The following is a 16,359-nucleotide window of genomic DNA, read 5'->3' on the forward strand; positions in this document are numbered from 1 at the left end:
AAAAGGCCAGCCGAAGTCGTCGCCCCTGCGCTGCGCTCCGGGTACGCTGCGTTGCTCGTTCTGGTCGGGGTCCCGCTCGAACTCGGCCTACGGCCTCAAACAGTCGCGGGCCCTGATCCGCCCAGCCCTGAGCTACTCGCCGACGCCACACGGCGTGGGAGCGGACATCCAAACAGCCAGCCCGGCTGCGCCGGGCATCGCGCCGCTGGCGCGAATTCAGCGTATGTCTACCCCGTTCGGGCTGAGCTAGTCGAAGCCTATCGTTAACAAACAAGCCCTTCGACAAGCTCAGGGCGAACGGAACCAAATAATGCCGACACCCCCTCGCGCCCTAGGCGCGATGTGGCGCACAGCGCCACTAATCCCGCTCCCCGGGGTCCCCCTCTGTATGCGCCGAGGAGCACAGCTTTGGGCGGATCAGGGCTGGCGTTGTTTGAGCGCAGCGAGTTTAGCCAGACCCGCCCAAAGCGAGCACCGCAGGCTCCCGTAGCGAGAGCGGAGGGAGTAGACAGTGAGCGTGCCTTTCCGCCAGGCCTGCGACGATGACGGCTTGGTCAGTTTCAAAATCAAGAGTCGCTGCAAGCCAAGCGGCAAGGTACTGCCGGACTATAGTGCGGCGTACCCTCCGCTGCTTTTTCTAGATTTTTATGGCTATCCCCCGTTCATAACAAACCAAAGAAACCCAAGCCTGCAGAGGGGGAGGCCCGCATTTAGCTGATCCTGTTAGAGCGACAAATGCGATATTAGGGAGACACCTTAGTGTCTTTACATATTGAGTAGGTTTCATGTTCTACACCGACAACTTCATGTTCAATGTGATGGGTATTCGGCAATTACCAGACGTTCTTTACCATTACACGTCGATCGAAAGCCTTGCAATGATTCTTTCGAATAAAACACTTCGTTTCGGGCGGCTTGACAGTATGAACGACCCTCAGGAAGCTACGTCTCGCGATCTAGAGAACGCATCCACGCTGGTTTTTGCCTCCTGCTGGACTGCGCAGAAGCGGGAGTCACTTGCGATGTGGCGCATGTACACACCAAACATGCAAGGTGTCCGGATCGCTCTGCCCAACAATCCTTTTTTAGGTCGCCATAAGCCTGAAATACTCGATAAAGGTGGCGCAATGCAGCCCATCGAAAGTCGGCTAAATATCACGCGAAAAAACGGAGGTATCGGAATCTGGTCTTACTACGTCTCCGGCCCGAACAAGATTTACTACACCGACGATCCAAAGTTTCGCGAAGTAACCTGTCTGCAAGATGAAGGTGATCAATGGTCAGTTCAGTTGCACGACCTTGGTATGGTCAAGAATACGCACTGGGCGTTTGAAGAAGAATGGCGATACAAGGTACTGGCAACTTTTTCTGAATCTATTCTCAATGAGCCAAATCCAGCGTCTCATCCTGCACTTGACTTTGTCAGGTTTCCCGTCCGTGAAGAGGCAATTTTTGTCCCCATGGATGGCAAATGCCTACGCGACATGGAAATCGTTCTTGGTCCATGTGTTTCCGAAGGCCAGGAGGTAATGTTGAAAGCGCTTCTTGCAACCTATGTACCAAATGCAACCCTTAGTCACAGCGAGATCAAGGTACGCCTTCCAGGATGAAACCTAACTCGTCGTTCGAACCGATACCCACCTTTAAATCTACCCGCATGGCGACCCTGCCCCAGACCCAGGCAAGCGTTTACTCTCGAATTGATAGCTGGTTGCGCAGGCAATTCAAGCACTAGCAGTCGATTTTTCTTAAGGTCTTTTGAAAGGCTGCCATGAGCATCCACCACAACAGAAGCGGTATCCAGAGCGGATAAAACTGTCGCGACAACATCGGTTAACCCAAACGTATAACTCACACTTCAATTAATCCAATGTTTGTAAATTTTGCACCACGCATCACACTCCCATATCGCATTGACAGCAACCTGATTGCGATCAGCACCACTACGTGGCAGACAAAAAACATTACTTCCATCAGCATTGATCAAAGCCTGCTTAAGTTCGTAGAGCCAGAGCCAAAATTCAGCCAACCCAAGCCTGCGCCGACTACGCAATGGGGATTACTTGCCCTATCTCTCGCCACTGCCTGGACTATTGCCATTTCAACCAATCATCCAGCACTTGTAGGATGGCTTCTAACAGCCATCCTTATATTCGGCGCTTGGTTTATTCGCCATTTCTCCCATAAGAACTATTTGCGCATATGGACACGTCGCAAAGAGAAAGTGAAGTCTCAAAATGAGGAATGGCACCGCTTGGTCAAATCAATTCCAAGCACTTTTAATCTCATCTTGGAATCTGCTAGTGGTCGCAGTGTTGCACTATCAACATTCGACAAAAATGCGCTGTTAGAAGTACACGATGCAGTTCTTGCCGCTATGCGAGGGGCAACAACGTCTGCCATGAGCGGATCCATCATGACGATAGATCCAGCAGCTGGGCCAATTGACTCCCTCTATGAGCGTTACTGTCGAAACGAAATATCTTCAGCCTAGCTACAGTGAAATTAACTGACTGCTCGGCACCTACGACAACGTAATCTGCATCGCAGCCGAAAAGCGTCAGCCCACCACATCCAATTGCAATCCCTTGAGCAGCGGAAACCTCACCGTCACCTCGATCCCATCCATCTTGTGCACCGCCACCGCACCCAACGCGCTCCCCCGCTGCGCTCACCGAACGCCATGACTCCAAGAGCTCAAACTTTATTTCACTTTACCAAGAGCCGAGAGACGCTAAAGCTCATCCTGGCAAGCGGATTTTGGCCGAGGTATTGCCTTGAGGATATGCGCTGGCTCGGGCAAGCAGATGCGCCCAACGTTGCATTTCCCATGGTTTGCTTCTGCGATATTCCACTTTCGCGCTTAACTGATCACGTCAATTTCTACGGACAGTATGGCCTCGGCATGACCCGCGAGTGGGCAATGGCAAACTCTCTGAATCCACTTCTGTATATCGCCGGAGAGAGTCCACTAAGCGCGGAGCTTAGACTTCTTAACAGTCACGCAAACAAGTTGAAGGAACCCGATCAAGAACCTGCCAAGTCAACTTTGCGTTATCTTCACGCACACATCAAACCCGTGCGCGGAGCAATGAATGTGGATGGCAAAGCATCGGAAAAGGATTTCTATCTTGAGTCAGAGTGGCGACATGTGCCTCAGCACAAAGAGATCAGACCTTATCTTCGAGAGACGACGTTCACAAGCACCGAGGAACTGGCCGCTGAAAACGCCAAGACCGATAGATATTGCCGATTGAAGTTCACACCAAAAGACATACGGTACATATTTGTTCAGTCCGACGCGGATATCCCGGATGTCATCAATTTCATTCAATCGAATCTAGATCAGTTCCCCCACGCAGATACCAAAGTCTTAATGTCCCGAATTACTTCTTTAGAAAGTATCCAGGGCGACGTGTGAGGTCTAACCCCTTGCTCAACCGAACCCAATACGGAAAGCGCGAACGTTGAGCTATCCAAAAGCCATCAATGCATGCAAACTTCAAAAAATTTCGCGTCCAACAGGCACTCAACGTACATAAAATGTACGCCAGCCGCTACAGTTTTTAGAGCATTGCACCCCTGAAACTGCAAGGTGCAGGCTACCGCCAAAGCAGCCCACACAGCGCCAGGCGAAGCCTCAGCCCCCCAAATCCATCCGCAACCCCTTAGGCAGCGGAAACTTCACCGTCTCTTCAATCCCATCCATCTTGCGCACCGCCACAGCACCCAGCGCACGGATGCGGTCAATCACCTGCTGCACCAGCACCTCGGGGGCAGAGGCGCCAGCGGTCAGGCCTACGCGGGCCTTGCCTTCGAACCAGGCGGGTTGCAGCTCTTCGGCGCTGTCAACCATATAGGCGGGCGTGCCCAGCTTTTCGGCCAGCTCACGCAGGCGGTTGCTGTTGGAGCTGGTGGGGCTGCCGACCACGATCACGATATCCACCTGCGGGCTCATGATCTTGATGGCGTCCTGGCGGTTCTGCGTGGCGTAGCAAATGTCTTGCTGCTTGGGCTCGCGGATCAGCGGGAAGCGGGCCTTCACGGCGGCGGAGATTTCAGCCGCGTCGTCCACGCTCAGGGTGGTCTGCGTGACCACCGCCAGCTTGGTGGTCTGGCCGGGCTGGACATGCGCCACGTCGGCCACGTCTTCCACCAGGTGGATGCCGCTGTCGAGCTGGCCCATGGTGCCTTCGACCTCGGGGTGGCCCTTGTGGCCGATCATGATGAATTCATAGCCCTCTTTGTGCAGCTTGGCCACTTCGACGTGGACCTTGGTGACCAGCGGGCAGGTGGCGTCAAATATCTGGAAGCCGCGTGCCTCGGCTTCGCGCTGCACCGCCTGGCTCACGCCGTGGGCCGAGAACACCAGGGTCGCGCCGGGCGGCACGTCGTCCAGCTCTTCGATGAAGATGGCGCCGCGCGACTTCAGGTCGTTCACCACATAGGTGTTGTGCACGATCTCGTGGCGCACGTAGATGGGGCGGCCAAACTTCAGCAGAGCGCGGTCCACGATCTCAATGGCGCGGTCTACCCCGGCGCAAAAGCCGCGGGGTTCAGCAAGGATGATTTCTTCTGCGGAGCTCATAGCACGCCAATCAGTTGCACTTCAAAGGTCACGGGCTGGCCGGCCAGCGGGTGGTTGAAGTCGAACAGCACGGCGTCCGGGCTCTCGGCATTGCCCACCTGCTGCACGGCACCGGCGTAGCTGCCTTGGCCGTCTGGCGTGGGGAACTGCACCACATCGCCCACGTGGTACTGCTCCAGTGGGTCGCCCAGCTGGTTCAGCAGCTTGCGCGCAACCCACTGCTGCATGTCGGGCTGGCGGTCGCCAAAGGCTTCGCCGGCGGGAATATCGAACGAGGTGCGCGTGCCTTCCGGCAGGCCCAGCAGGCGCTGCTCCACAGCGGGTGACAGCTCGCCCGTGCCGAGGGACAGCGTAGCGGGCTTGTCATTGAAGGTGTTGATGATGTCGCCCGTGGGGCCGCTCAGGCGGTAATGCAGCGTGAGGAAGGAGCCCGACTGAACGACAGGCAAAAATGTAGAGGGCATAGGAGTCTCGGTAAACTGACCCCCATTGTAAAAGTCCGCCATGCCGCTTAAAGATTTACCCCCCGATGCCCGTCCACGCGAAAAGCTTTTGGCGCGTGGCCCTGCCGCCCTGAGCGATGTGGAACTGCTGGCCCTGCTGCTGCGCACCGGCATCCAGGGCAAGGGAGTTTTGCAGATGGCGCACGAGCTGTTGCAGCTTCCGGCTGCGGATACCGACGGATTTGGCGGCATTGCCGGCCTGCTGAATGCCACGGCCGACGACCTGAAACGCGTCAAGGGCCTGGGGCCGGCCAAGCGCGCTGAAATCAGCGCCGTGCTAGAGCTGGCGCGCCGCGCCATGGCCCAGCGGCTGCAGGAAAGGCCAGCCTTCAGCGACCCGGGCGCCGTGAAGCACTATCTGCAGCTGCACCTGGCGGCGAAAGGGCACGAGGTGTTTGCCGTGCTGTTTCTGGACGCGCAAAACCGCCTGCTGGCGCTGGAGGAGATGTTCCGTGGCACGCTGACGCAGACCAGCGTCTACCCGCGCGAAGTGGTGGTGCGCGCCCTGCACCACCAGGCCGCTGCCGTGGTGCTGGCGCACAACCACCCCAGCGGCTCGGTCCAGCCCTCGCGTGCCGACGAGGCGCTGACGCAGACTTTGCACGCCGCTTTGGCCCTGGTGGACGTGCGTGTGCTGGACCACATCATCGTGGCGCCGGGCGAAGCCCTGTCCATGGCCGAAAAAGGACTGCTGTGATGAAGATAAGCTCGCTGCAGGACCTGAAGAAGATCCAGAAAGTCATTGCCGACGCAGCCGCGCTGCAAGCTGCGCAAAAGGCCGCCGAGCTGGAGGCGCAGCGCCGCAAGGCCGCCCAGAAGAACCTGTTTGTGAATGCCGCAGGCGCCGTGCACCGCTTGCCGGAGCAGCGCAAGGCGCTATTGAAAAAAGAGCAACCGCCGCCGCTGGCAATACAGCTGCAACGCGACGAACAGGCAGTGCTGGTGGAAGCCATTAGCGACGGCTTTGACGCCAGCAGCCTGCTGGAAACCGACGACACGCTGAGCTACCGCCGCCCCGGCATCGGCATCGACGTGCTGCAGCGCCTGCGCAAGGGCGAGTGGACCATCCAGCGCCAGCTGGACCTGCACGGCCTGCGCAGTGACGAGGCGCGCGATGCCCTCAGCGGCTTCATCCGCGAGGCCTACAAGCAGGGCATACGCTGCGTACGTGTGGTGCACGGCAAAGGATTGAGCTCGCCGGGCAAAACCCCGGTGCTGAAGGCCAAGGTGCGCAACTGGCTGGTGCAAAAGAACGAGGTGCTGGCCTTTGTGCAGGCCCGGCCCATGGAAGGCGGCGCCGGCGCACTGGTGGTGCTGCTGCAGCCCAGCCGCATCGGCCCGGCCTGAGATTTATAAAAAATGAGCCGCCAGCGCAGTATCTACCTGCGCCAGCAGCTATTTAAACCATAGCAATATCAGACCGAGATGCCCACTGCCAGCGAGGCCGCGTAGCCGGCGCTGACACTGCCGGTCACGGTGGCCATTTCGGTGGAGGTGCCGTCGCTGAACACGTTGTCGGTGGCAAAGCTGATGTTGGCCAGGTTGGTCACGCTGGCCGAATAGCCCGTGCTGGCGTAGACCGTGCTGCAGATGTCGCGCGGCAAGGCGATCTGCGAGGTCAGCACCTGGTCGCCCGCCGGGTTGGTGATGGCCGCCGACAGGCTGGAATACACCTCAAAGTGGATGTGCGGCATGCGCCCAGAGTAGCAAGCGGGAAAGATGGTGGTGAAGGTCACGCTGCCATTGCTGTCCGTGACTTGCAGACCGCGCAGATAGTTTTCAGCCGTCACGCCACTGGAATACAGCGAGTAAAGGCCGTCGCGATTGCAATGCCACAGGTAAACGGCATAGCCCGCCAGCGAGGCGCAGCTGGAATTGGTGTTGGTCAGCGTCAAGGTGATGGTCAGCGGCACGCCGGGCGCGGTGGTGCTGCTGCTGCCAAAGCTGGAGCGGATGTCGCTGCGGTTGATGCCGGACTGGGTCAGTACGTTGACCGTGGTGCCGCTCAGCGTATTGGTGCCGTCCGCCGGGTACGGGCCATTGGTTTCGCTGGCCGTGTTGGTGCAGCTGCCGCTGGTGGTCGTTGTGGTTGTGGTTGTAGTAGTTGTTGTGGTGGACGTCGTGGAGCTGGTGCTGGAATCCCCACCGCCGCAGCCGGAGAACCCCAGCACAGCCAGCGGCGCCACGCTTCCCACCCCTAGCCAACGCAGCGCGCGACGGCGCTCTGCCAACATATTTTCGAGTACGGCCAGATCCTGGGCCAGGCCGTGGAGGCGTTCTTCATGCATGGGTTTTCTCCTGTAGTCGGTGGGCGTGGAATCAAAATAAACAATCAATCCAGCTGCACCGAGCGCAGCTGCAGGGTCTTGCCGTCAGAGGCCAACAGGGCCTGCACCTCTACCTGCTTGCCCACCAGCGTGGCGGGGCTTTGGGAGAAATAGGTGTTGCTGTCCCAGGTCGCGTTGACGTTGCCCATGTTGGTGCTCAGCACCAAGCTGCTGGCAGCGGTTTGCACACTCAGCACCTGGCCGCGGGTGTCCACCACCGCGTTTGCCGGGACGGAGGTGCTGCAAGTCACCTTGCTGGCCATCAGTGGCTGGCCAGGCGCCTGCAGACGGCCTTCGACGGACAAACTGACCTGGGCGGTCAGTGCGACGCTGCGGCAGTTGTTGTCGATCACCGCAGCGGCGGCCTGCACGCTCACGGCGCGCAGGCTGAAGAGCACTGTGCTGGGGGTCCAGTCGATGCCGCTGGTCACGCCCATCAGCACGGTGACGGCACCCTGGTCGTCATGTCCGCCTGAGCCGGTGCGCGTGCTCACCGCGCTGGCCACCAGCGTGGAGCCCACACGCTGCACGTCCATGCTCACAAACTGGCCCTGGGCCAGCGCCGAGGTGTCCACCGCCAGGCTACTGGGCAGCTGCACCAGGGCGCCCTGCACCACCACGGTACGGGCGCTGGCGTTGTATTCGGTGGCCAGGCCGCTCAAGCGCAGGAACTGGCCGCTGGCCAGGTCCAGCACATTGCTTTCCGAGCGCAGCACACGCGTGGCGGGCACGGGGACCGAGGCGAGGCTTGTCGCAGTGGCCCAGACCTGCACCACCTGGCCGTTGGCCAGGTCGCTGGGCAGGCTGCTGGACTGCACCAGGGTGCCGGTGGCGCTGTTCAGGCGGAAGCTGGTGCCCGACAGGGCTTGCACCACGCCGCCCAGCTGCACCACGCTGGGCGCGCTGGACTGCTTGGCCAGCCGGGTCGCCACCAGCACATAGCTGGCGCTGCCGCTGTCCCAAACCCAGCAGCCGTATACGTCCACGGTGTCGCCCACAGCAATGTCGCTGGCAGCGCTGTAGCCGTCCAACACGGTAGCGGTGCTGCGGGTGGCGTCACTGCTGGAGCTGACCAGACGCACGGTCTGGCCCAGCACCTGCAAGCGGCCATTGCTGTCCGGCACGGTGGTGACACCGCCCAGCAGTTGGGACACCACCTCGATGCTGGCTGCGGCATTGCTGCCCTGGTATTGCAGCCGCACCCGCTGGCCCAGCTGGGCCGTGGTGTTGACCAGCGCGCCGCTGGCGTCGCGGCGCTGCACGGTGGCGCTGGTATCGCTGTATTCCACGCCGTCCACGATCACACTGCCAAAGCCGCTGACCGTGCCGCTGGCCTCGCCCGTGCCACCGCTGCCCACACCGGCCACCGTGCCGCCGCCACAGCTCTCCAGCAGCAGCGCCAGCAGCATGACGGCCAGGCTGGCCAAAATGGCGGCCAACCAGCCCTGCCACTCCCTGCCAGCACCACCCAGGCGGCTGGCACCGTCGGTGGGGTCCATCTGGATGCTGGTGTCTGCTTTAGCCATGGTCGGGTGCGTCCTGCGGGTTGTTGTTCTGCGGGGGTGGGGGGGGCACGGGTGCCATGGGGGCGGTCAGGCAGAACATGCCCAACCGGATGCGCTGGTTACCGCCAGCGGGTTCATCTTGTTCACACAAAGGGATGGCCGCCTTGACCATGGCGGCCATCACGTCACGCCACAGGCTGTTGGCCAGTTGCTCCAGCTGCTGCACCGACTGCGGACTGAGCCCGTCGGCAAACACGCTTTGCTCCAGAAAAGTCTTGCCGTCACCCGCGCTGAGGTTGTGCACCCCCGCTTCAATATGGTCGGCCACGCTGCCGGCCAGCAGGCGGCGCGCCTCTTCCAGCGAGGTATTGGGTACAAAGGCCTGGCGCCGCAGCAGCACCTGGCCATCGGCCTCTTCAACCACGGCCAGGCGCACCAGCTCCAGCAGCACAGAACGGGGATGGATGTCTTTGGACACGGAACGGGCCAGGCTTTCAAACGAGGCCTGGACGCCGGCAAACGGCAGCACGTCTGGCAGCTCGGAGGCCAGCCAGCGCGTCATCACCTGGCTGGCGGGTGTGGGCTTGCCCAGGCGGGCCCGCACATCGGCAGCGCGCTCGGTATGCGCGGCAGCCCGCACATCCTTGCGGTGAAGGCCGGACAGCAGGCTGACCGCCGAGTCCGTCTGCTTGCCACCGATGCGTGTCAGCTCGGTGCGCGCCGCCTCCAGGAACACCGGCTTCAGCGCGGCCGTCAGATCGGTATAACCCACCCCGGAACGCAGCAGCCACACCACCAGCGGCTGCAGCATGGCAAGCACCTGCTCCAGCACGGGCTGGCCTGGCGTGGGTGGAGGAGTTTCAGACATGGCTCAATTGTAAATGGGAAATTTACCCATTACAAATAAAAGCTACCGCCGTAACTACGCGCCATGCAAATCGCTACAAATTTAATAGCTACTCGCGCAGATAGCCTCTACGCAAAAGCCCTAAAAGACCAAGCTGTTACATAACCGACATCAAGCGACCAAACCCAGGTAGTCCGCCAATATCAGCGCCGCATCGTCGGTAAACAGGCCTTGCGCCAGTTGCTCGGCCAGCGTTGCGGGTGGCAGCAGGGCAAAGGCTTGCACCTCGCCATCTTGGTTGGCCGGGGCCACGCCCTCGGCCAGGGTGCAGGCGTACCAGTGGATGTGCTCCACCACATACCCGGCGCCACCGCTGTCGGTGCTGGGCCGGCGGGTGGTGAGGCGGCCGCCCAGGCGCAGGTCCTGCATATGCGGCGGGCGCAGGCCGGCCTCCTCCCAGGTTTCGCGCTCCAGCGCGGTGGGGATGGAGTCCGCCGCCGACACCATGCCGCCCACCAGGGTGTCCCAGCGGCCGGGGTCGTTGGGTTTGCTGTCCGAACGCTGCTGCACCCAGACCCGGCCGTCCGGCGCGGCGCCCACCAGGTGTACGGCGCAGGTGGTGATGCCCAGGGCGCGCACCACGCCGCGCTCCACCGTGGCGACGACGCGGCCGTCGGAATCGGGCACGGCAAGCTGCTCGTCACGCCAAACATGGGCCAGGCCGGCATCCCGCAGCACATGGGCCAGGTGCGCCAGGCTGTGCGTGGGCTCGCCCTGCAGTTGCCAACCCAGCTGGCCGTATTGCTCTACTTTCAGGAGCACCTTGCGCAGATAGGGTATGCGCTGCAGGTCGATTTTGGCCATGAACTCGGGCTCTACCGAGCCGATCTGCACCGCGCCAGTCCACAGGGGCTGGCGGGGCCGTGCGGGCGGTTGGTCGGCCTCGGCGCGCAGCTTCTTCAACCAGCTCATAAGGTGAGGATGGTGCAGCCGGTGGTCTTGCGCGCCTCCAGGTCGCGGTGGGCTTGCTGCACCTGGGCCAAGGGGTAACGCTGGCCGATGTGGATCTGCACCTGGCCGCTTTGCACCACGGCAAACAGGTCGTCGGCCATGGCCTGGGTGCTCTCGCGGGTGGCCATGTGGGTGAACAGCGTGGCACGGGTCAGGTACAGCGAACCCTTGGCGCCGAGTATGCCGGGGGCAAACGGTGCCACCGGGCCAGACGCATTGCCAAAAGATGCCAGCAAGCCAAAGGGGCGCAGGCAGTCCAGCGATTTATCAAACGTGTCCTTGCCCACCGAGTCGTAGACCACTTTCACGCCCGCACCACCAGTAATCTCTTTGACCCGGGCAACAAAGTCTTCTGCTGCGTAATTGATAGCATACGCCGCACCATTGGCAAGCGCCAGAGCACATTTTTCTGCAGAACCTGCTGTACCGATCAGTTGCAGGCCCAGGGCCTTGGCCCACTGGCTGGCGATCAGGCCCACGCCACCCGCAGCGGCGTGGAACAGCACGAAGTCACCAGCCTGCAGGCCGCCCTGGGGCAGGGTCTTCTTCAGCAGATATTGGGCGGTGAGGCCCTTGAGCATCATGGCCGCGCCGGTCTCGAAAGAGATGGCATCGGGCAGCTTGCAAACGCAGGTGGCCGGCATGACCCGGCGCTCGCAGTAGCTGCCGGGCGGGTTGCTGGCGTAGGCGGCGCGGTCGCCTACCTGCAGGTGCGTCACGCCCTCGCCCACGGCTTCGACCACACCGGCGGCCTCCATGCCCAGTTGTACCGGCAGGTTTTGCGGGTACAGGCCGCTGCGCTGGTAGACGTCGATGAAGTTCAGGCCGATAGCGTGGTGGCGGATACGGATCTGGCCGGGGCCAGGCTCGCCCACGGGGATGGTGACCAGCTCCAATTGTTCGGGGCCGCCGTGTTGGCGTATTTGGACGGACAGGCTGGTGGTAGGCATAAAAATCCTTGCTCAAAACAATGTGGCGGCATGGTGCCATGAAACCCCGGTTACAGTGCGCGCCATGCAACAAGGCCTGACGCTCCGTACCGCCCTTCTCCTGACCCTGGCCCCGCTGTTATGGGCCGGCAATGCTGTTGTAGGCCGCATGGTGCATACCTTGGTGCCGCCCATTACGCTGAACTTCATCCGCTGGGCGCTGGCCTTTGCCATCCTGCTGCCCATAGCGGGCTGGGTACTGCGGCGCAACAGCGGGCTGTGGCCGCATTGGCGGCGGTTTGCTCTGCTGGGTCTGCTGGGCGTGGGCCTGTACAACGCGCTGCAGTACATGGCGCTGCAGACTTCCACGCCCATCAACGTGACCCTGGTGGGCGCCAGCCTGCCCATGTGCATGCTGGCCGTGGGCGCCCTGTTTTTTGGCGCCCGCGTGACGCGCCGGCAGGTGCTGGGCGCGCTGCTGTCGCTGGCCGGCGTGCTGCTGGTGCTGTGCCGGGGGCAATGGCAGCAGCTGCTGGCACTGCGACTGGTGGCGGGCGATGTTTTCATGCTGCTGGCCACTGTGTCCTGGTCGTTCTACAGCTGGCAGCTCAGCCTGCCCAAAGACCCACCAGCCATACGCGCCGACTGGGCGGCGTTTTTGCTGGCGCAGATCAGCTTCGGCCTGGTGTGGTCGGGGGCCATGACGGCGGTGGAATGGGGTGTGGGCGCGGCCCCGGTGCAATGGGGCTGGCCGCTGGCCGCCGCCCTGGCCTATGTGGCGGTAGGCCCAGCGGTACTGGCCTACCGCTGCTGGGGTGCGGGGCTGCAGCGGGTGGGGCCGAATGTGGCGGGCTTCTTCATCAACCTCACGCCGCTGTTCGCAACCCTGTTGTCGGCCGCCTTTCTAGGCGAGTGGCCGCATCTGTACCACGGGCTGGCGTTTGGGCTGATTGTGGGCGGTATCGTGGTGTCGTCGCGCCGCTGAGCTGGGAGCTCAGGTTTTCCAGAGGTTGCCGGCAAAACGGCTGCCAAAGCGCAGCTTGCTGCGGTCCCACGGGGTAAAGCGGGGAATCTGGAACGGGTCGGTGCCCGTACGGGCAGCCCCCCAGGTGGTGGACACGGCGGCGTCAAAGCCCAGTTCACGCACGATGTCCACGCTCTCGGGGATGTAGTCGGTGCCAGGTTTGCCATTCGGATAGGCAAACAAGCCCACACGCTCGCCTAGCAAGTCCTGCAAAAACGCCCTGCTCTCGCCGATTTCGGCGCGCGCGGCATCGGCGCCCAGTTTGGCAAGAATCGGGTGGGTGCGGGTGTGGGCACCGATCTGCATGCCGGTTTGGCGCAGTTCACGCACCTGCTGCGAGGTCATCATCAGATCGTCAGGCGGGCGCACACCGGCGCAGGCAGCGATCTGCTCGGTCAAGGTCTTGCGCTGGGCCAGCGGCAGGTATTTGATCTGGCCGATGATGGCCTGGATGGCCTCGCGCTTTTGCACTGGGCTGCCTATGGTGTACTGGCCCAGGTAGCCGCTGCCATCAGGCTTGGCCAGGGACGACAAATCCAGCTCTGCCTGGGTACACAAGCGCACGGATTCGATCACGGTGTCGTTCCACATGCGGCCGCCATCCAGAAAGTCGGTGGCGATGAAGAAGGTGGCCTGCAGGCCGTGGCGCGCCAGGATGGGCTGGGCCACGCTGCGGTTGTCGGCATAGCCATCGTCAAAGGTGATGGCCACAGCCCGCTCGGGCAGGCTGCGGCTTTGCAAGCGCTGGGCGGCCACATCCAGCGGCAGCACATTGCACCAGGATTTCATCCACTGGCAAATGGCGTCAAAAGCCACTGCATCCACCTCACCCGGAAAGATGGGGTCGGGCTCGGGCAGCACGCGGTGGAAGATCAGCACCGACAGGCGGCCCCGTTCGCCTGCCGGGGAAAGGTGTTTCAGTACCGTTTTAAACATGGATTACTTGGGTTTGACCAACCGGGCCATGCCGGGGATATTCTTCCAGCCCGGCACATAGGCCGGCTCGCGCAGCCAGCCCTTGGTTTGCACCCAGACCCGGGTCAGCACGACCAGCACCATCACGTTGTAAGGCAGGTCGAAATAGGCCAGGCTCAAAAAGGCCCCGCCCACGGCATAACCCAGCAAGCAGACTTGGCACATGGCACCCAGGTCCACGCACCAGGCCGCCTCAGGAATCTTGGCGCAGTGGGTACGCAGCCAGCCGGCAGAACGCCAGGTCATCACCCAAATGGACAAGAACAGGAACAGGCCAATGAAACCGTGGTTGCCCAGCACCTGGAAGTAAATGCTGTGGGCCGCATGAACTGCATCCGGGTAGGGTGAATACAGTGCAAACAGCTCTGGCCGGGCCGCGTCAAAGCCCACACCCGTAGGGTAGTGGAAAGCGATGTTCCAGGCATTCCACCAGGCAGAGATACGGCCCATGGAGGATTCGTCTTGCTCATATTCACCGATGGTGGACATGCGGCCCATCCATTCGCTGGGCATGAATGCAATCAACAAGGGCGCCACCAGCGCCAACACCATGCCCACCACAAGTTTGTTCTTGCCGTTCCACCACATGAATGCAGCCATGGCACTGATGGCCAACAAGGCACCCCGCGAATAGCTGCCGACGGCCGCTATGGCACACAGTACCGACATAGCTGTCATGGCGTGGCGGCCCCAGCGCGCGCTGAGTTGCAGCTGCAAAAAACGCAGCAACGGGATCGCCATCACCAAGGACAACGCGAACTCGTTGTTGTCTTCGATGAAGGAGCCCGGTGGCCCCCACACCCGAAAGTTGCCTCCGGTCAGCAAGGTAAACAAGCCGCCTTTGGCACCCAACAGGGCCAGCGAACCGGCGCACACCCAGGCCAGGGCCAGAATGTGCTTTTTGCTGTGCAACAGGACCAGCGCAACCAGGATCATGAGGTCCACCTTCATGACCTTGTTCCATTGCCAGTAGTCGCCTGACGGATCCAGGCCCAACACGGTCGAAATGCATATCCAGACTATGAATACCAGGAACACCACGACGACCGGCGCTTTGAAAGGCGAAGCCCTATCCCGGGTCACCAGCAAGCCCAACACGGTGGCACAAAAAGCCATCATCGCGACCGGCGCATCGAAGGCAAAACCATAGGTGTAGCGGTGCGGATTCATGATGCTCAGCCATGTCCACAGCATCACGCCTATCCATGCCTGGCGTACGGCCGCGATAGCGCCCAGCAGCACCAGGCCCACAATCAATACGTCACGCATGCGGGTCTCCTCTGGCCTAGACGGCGTGGCTTACGATGTAGCGGAATTTGCCGGATTTCTCGGCGGGGATGGCATCCACCAGATCCACCTGCACCTGCACGCCTGCCCCCAAGCGGCGCTTGAAACCCTCAACGATCTGCACCGGAGCATCCGGCAGAAAACCGGGCCCTGCCACCAGCAGTACCCGGGTCTTGTCGCGCGACTCCTGCACCACCTTGAATGACTGGACGCCCGCCAAGTCGCGCAGAATGTAGATCAGCGAAAGGCCATGCATCACGGTGCCATCGGCAGCAATCACGAAATCGGTGCTGCGCCCCTGGATCTCCTTCAACAAAGGCAGGCCGCGGCCACAGCCACAGGTGGCGGTGTCGAGCACGCCGATATCGCCCGTACGGTAGCGGATGAACGGAAAGTCCTGCGTCGCCAAATGCGTCACCACGATTTCACCGGCAACCCCTGGTGGCTGCACCTCACCCGCCTCGTTGATGATTTCCACCACCAGATCTTCGGTGGTGATATGCATGCCGCCAGCCGGGCATTCATGGGCAATGAAACCCGCATCCCGACCGCCATAGCCGTTCGCTACAGGGCAGCCAAAAGTCTGGCCTATGGTGGCGCGTTGGTCGTCGTACAAACGCTCCGATGTAACAAACGCCACCTTGATACCCAAGTTATCCAGGGCGATGCCGCGCTTCTGCGCGTGGCGCGCAATCAGTGTCAGTGCTGACGGGTACCCAAACAGCATTTTGGGGCGCGTGCTGCGGATGGTCGCAATAAAGCCGTCCAGCTTGGCCTCCGACATTTCAAATGCCGGTAGCAACTGGGTACGCATCAAGGTATCGCGCACCAGCTTCACGCGGTCCTGCGTACCCAGCTCAATCGGCGAGCCCCACACCACAATCTCAGGATCGCCAATATCTACACCCCACCAACGGGTCGCTCGCCACTTGGCGGCCACGTCATGGCTTACGCGCTTGGTACCGATGAAAAACACCAAAGGCTCGCCTGACGAGCCTCCGGTATTGAAACGAGTCAAACCCTGGGCATTAGCATGCCTAAGGCCATCTGTGTTGGCCCTGATGCTGGCTTTGGTGAGAAATGGCAATCTGGCTAGGTCGCCTACCGACGAAACCGTTGCCGGATCAAAGCCAGTCGCTGCAAACAGGTCACGGTAGTAAGGCACGTTGACCGCAACCTCGGCCAGAAATGCGCGCAGCCTTTGCAACTGGTAATCCGCCAGCTGTGCGGAAGACCACCATTGGGCATCTTCCATATGGCGGTGCACGGCAACCGTGGTGTGCTTTTTAAGCCGCTCTTGCAGCGGGAAAAGCACGTTGGAGATCAGCTTTGTGTACAGATCCATTTTTTGAATATTGCCAGG

Annotated in this window: 16 protein-coding genes; 6 read left to right on the forward strand and 10 right to left on the reverse strand. The window is 61.2% G+C overall.

From position 1 onward, the window contains the following. Nucleotides 1-785 precede the first annotated feature (785 nt). The 3 genes from AC4BBN_RS02885 to AC4BBN_RS02895 all read left to right on the forward strand — a co-directional run bounded on the left by AC4BBN_RS02885 (nt 786) and on the right by AC4BBN_RS02895 (nt 3,421). On the forward strand, nt 786-1,610 hold the full coding sequence (locus AC4BBN_RS02885; protein ID WP_490590440.1) for a DUF2971 domain-containing protein: 825 nt from the start codon (nt 786-788) through the stop codon (nt 1,608-1,610). A gap of 260 nt (nt 1,611-1,870) precedes the next feature. Then, nucleotides 1,871-2,494, forward strand: a complete 624-nt coding sequence (locus AC4BBN_RS02890; RefSeq protein ID WP_490590441.1) for a DUF6232 family protein — start codon at nt 1,871-1,873, stop codon at nt 2,492-2,494. Between the two features lie 138 nt (nt 2,495-2,632). Then, nucleotides 2,633-3,421, forward strand: coding sequence for an abortive infection system antitoxin AbiGi family protein (locus AC4BBN_RS02895; RefSeq protein WP_490590442.1), 789 nt, complete (start codon nt 2,633-2,635; stop codon nt 3,419-3,421). Nucleotides 3,422-3,640: 219 nt separating this feature from the next. On the opposite strand, the gene ispH is transcribed toward AC4BBN_RS02895, so the two are convergent. Together ispH and AC4BBN_RS02905 are read right to left on the reverse strand one after the other, a co-directional pair. Continuing rightward, entirely contained in the window at nt 3,641-4,588 is a 948-nt protein-coding gene (gene ispH / locus AC4BBN_RS02900) for a 4-hydroxy-3-methylbut-2-enyl diphosphate reductase (RefSeq protein WP_490590443.1), read from the reverse strand. After that, entirely contained in the window at nt 4,585-5,052 is a 468-nt protein-coding gene (locus AC4BBN_RS02905; protein ID WP_490590444.1) for an FKBP-type peptidyl-prolyl cis-trans isomerase, read from the reverse strand. Before AC4BBN_RS02905 ends, ispH begins: the two co-directional genes overlap by 4 nt. Nucleotides 5,053-5,092: 40 nt before the next feature. Here AC4BBN_RS02905 and radC point away from each other — a divergent pair, with 40 nt between their 5' ends. Beyond that, nucleotides 5,093-5,788 (forward strand): RadC family protein, encoded by a 696-nt coding sequence (radC, locus tag AC4BBN_RS02910; RefSeq protein ID WP_490590445.1) that lies wholly within the window; start codon nt 5,093-5,095, stop codon nt 5,786-5,788. After that, nucleotides 5,788-6,438, forward strand: coding sequence for a Smr/MutS family protein (locus AC4BBN_RS02915; RefSeq protein ID WP_490590446.1), 651 nt, complete (start codon nt 5,788-5,790; stop codon nt 6,436-6,438). Before radC ends, AC4BBN_RS02915 begins: the two co-directional genes overlap by 1 nt. A gap of 68 nt (nt 6,439-6,506) precedes the next feature. Here AC4BBN_RS02915 and AC4BBN_RS02920 read toward each other — a convergent pair whose 3' ends face one another. The 5 genes from AC4BBN_RS02920 to AC4BBN_RS02940 all read right to left on the reverse strand — a co-directional run bounded on the left by AC4BBN_RS02920 (nt 6,507) and on the right by AC4BBN_RS02940 (nt 11,731). Then, entirely contained in the window at nt 6,507-7,379 is an 873-nt protein-coding gene (locus AC4BBN_RS02920; protein ID WP_490590447.1) for a dioxygenase family protein, read from the reverse strand. A gap of 44 nt (nt 7,380-7,423) precedes the next feature. After that, nucleotides 7,424-8,944, reverse strand: a complete 1,521-nt coding sequence (locus AC4BBN_RS02925) for a hypothetical protein (protein WP_490590448.1) — start codon at nt 8,942-8,944, stop codon at nt 7,424-7,426. Beyond that, complete coding sequence (locus tag AC4BBN_RS02930; RefSeq protein WP_490590449.1) at nt 8,937-9,791, reverse strand: DUF6502 family protein; 855 nt, start codon at nt 9,789-9,791, stop codon at nt 8,937-8,939. Before AC4BBN_RS02930 ends, AC4BBN_RS02925 begins: the two co-directional genes overlap by 8 nt. Nucleotides 9,792-9,941: 150 nt before the next feature. Continuing rightward, nucleotides 9,942-10,742, reverse strand: coding sequence for an NUDIX hydrolase (locus AC4BBN_RS02935; RefSeq protein ID WP_490590450.1), 801 nt, complete (start codon nt 10,740-10,742; stop codon nt 9,942-9,944). Further along, nucleotides 10,739-11,731, reverse strand: coding sequence for a quinone oxidoreductase family protein (locus AC4BBN_RS02940; protein WP_490590451.1), 993 nt, complete (start codon nt 11,729-11,731; stop codon nt 10,739-10,741). The genes AC4BBN_RS02935 and AC4BBN_RS02940 overlap by 4 nt, the downstream gene beginning before the upstream one ends. A 64-nt stretch (nt 11,732-11,795) precedes the next feature. Between AC4BBN_RS02940 and AC4BBN_RS02945 the strand changes: the two genes are divergently transcribed. Next, a complete protein-coding gene (locus tag AC4BBN_RS02945; RefSeq protein ID WP_490590452.1) occupies nt 11,796-12,695 on the forward strand; it encodes a DMT family transporter in 900 nt (299 codons plus the stop codon). 9 nt (nt 12,696-12,704) lie between these two features. Here AC4BBN_RS02945 and AC4BBN_RS02950 read toward each other — a convergent pair whose 3' ends face one another. The 3 genes from AC4BBN_RS02950 to AC4BBN_RS02960 are packed head-to-tail and all read right to left on the reverse strand — an operon-like array spanning nt 12,705 to nt 16,341. Further along, complete coding sequence (locus tag AC4BBN_RS02950; RefSeq protein ID WP_490590453.1) at nt 12,705-13,670, reverse strand: polysaccharide deacetylase family protein; 966 nt, start codon at nt 13,668-13,670, stop codon at nt 12,705-12,707. 3 nt (nt 13,671-13,673) lie between these two features. After that, nucleotides 13,674-14,978, reverse strand: coding sequence for a putative O-glycosylation ligase, exosortase A system-associated (locus AC4BBN_RS02955; protein ID WP_490590454.1), 1,305 nt, complete (start codon nt 14,976-14,978; stop codon nt 13,674-13,676). Nucleotides 14,979-14,994: 16 nt separating this feature from the next. Beyond that, complete coding sequence (locus tag AC4BBN_RS02960; RefSeq protein ID WP_490590455.1) at nt 14,995-16,341, reverse strand: phenylacetate--CoA ligase family protein; 1,347 nt, start codon at nt 16,339-16,341, stop codon at nt 14,995-14,997. Nucleotides 16,342-16,359 lie beyond the last annotated feature (18 nt).

The organism is Rhodoferax sp. SPJ21 (assembly GCF_058216335.1).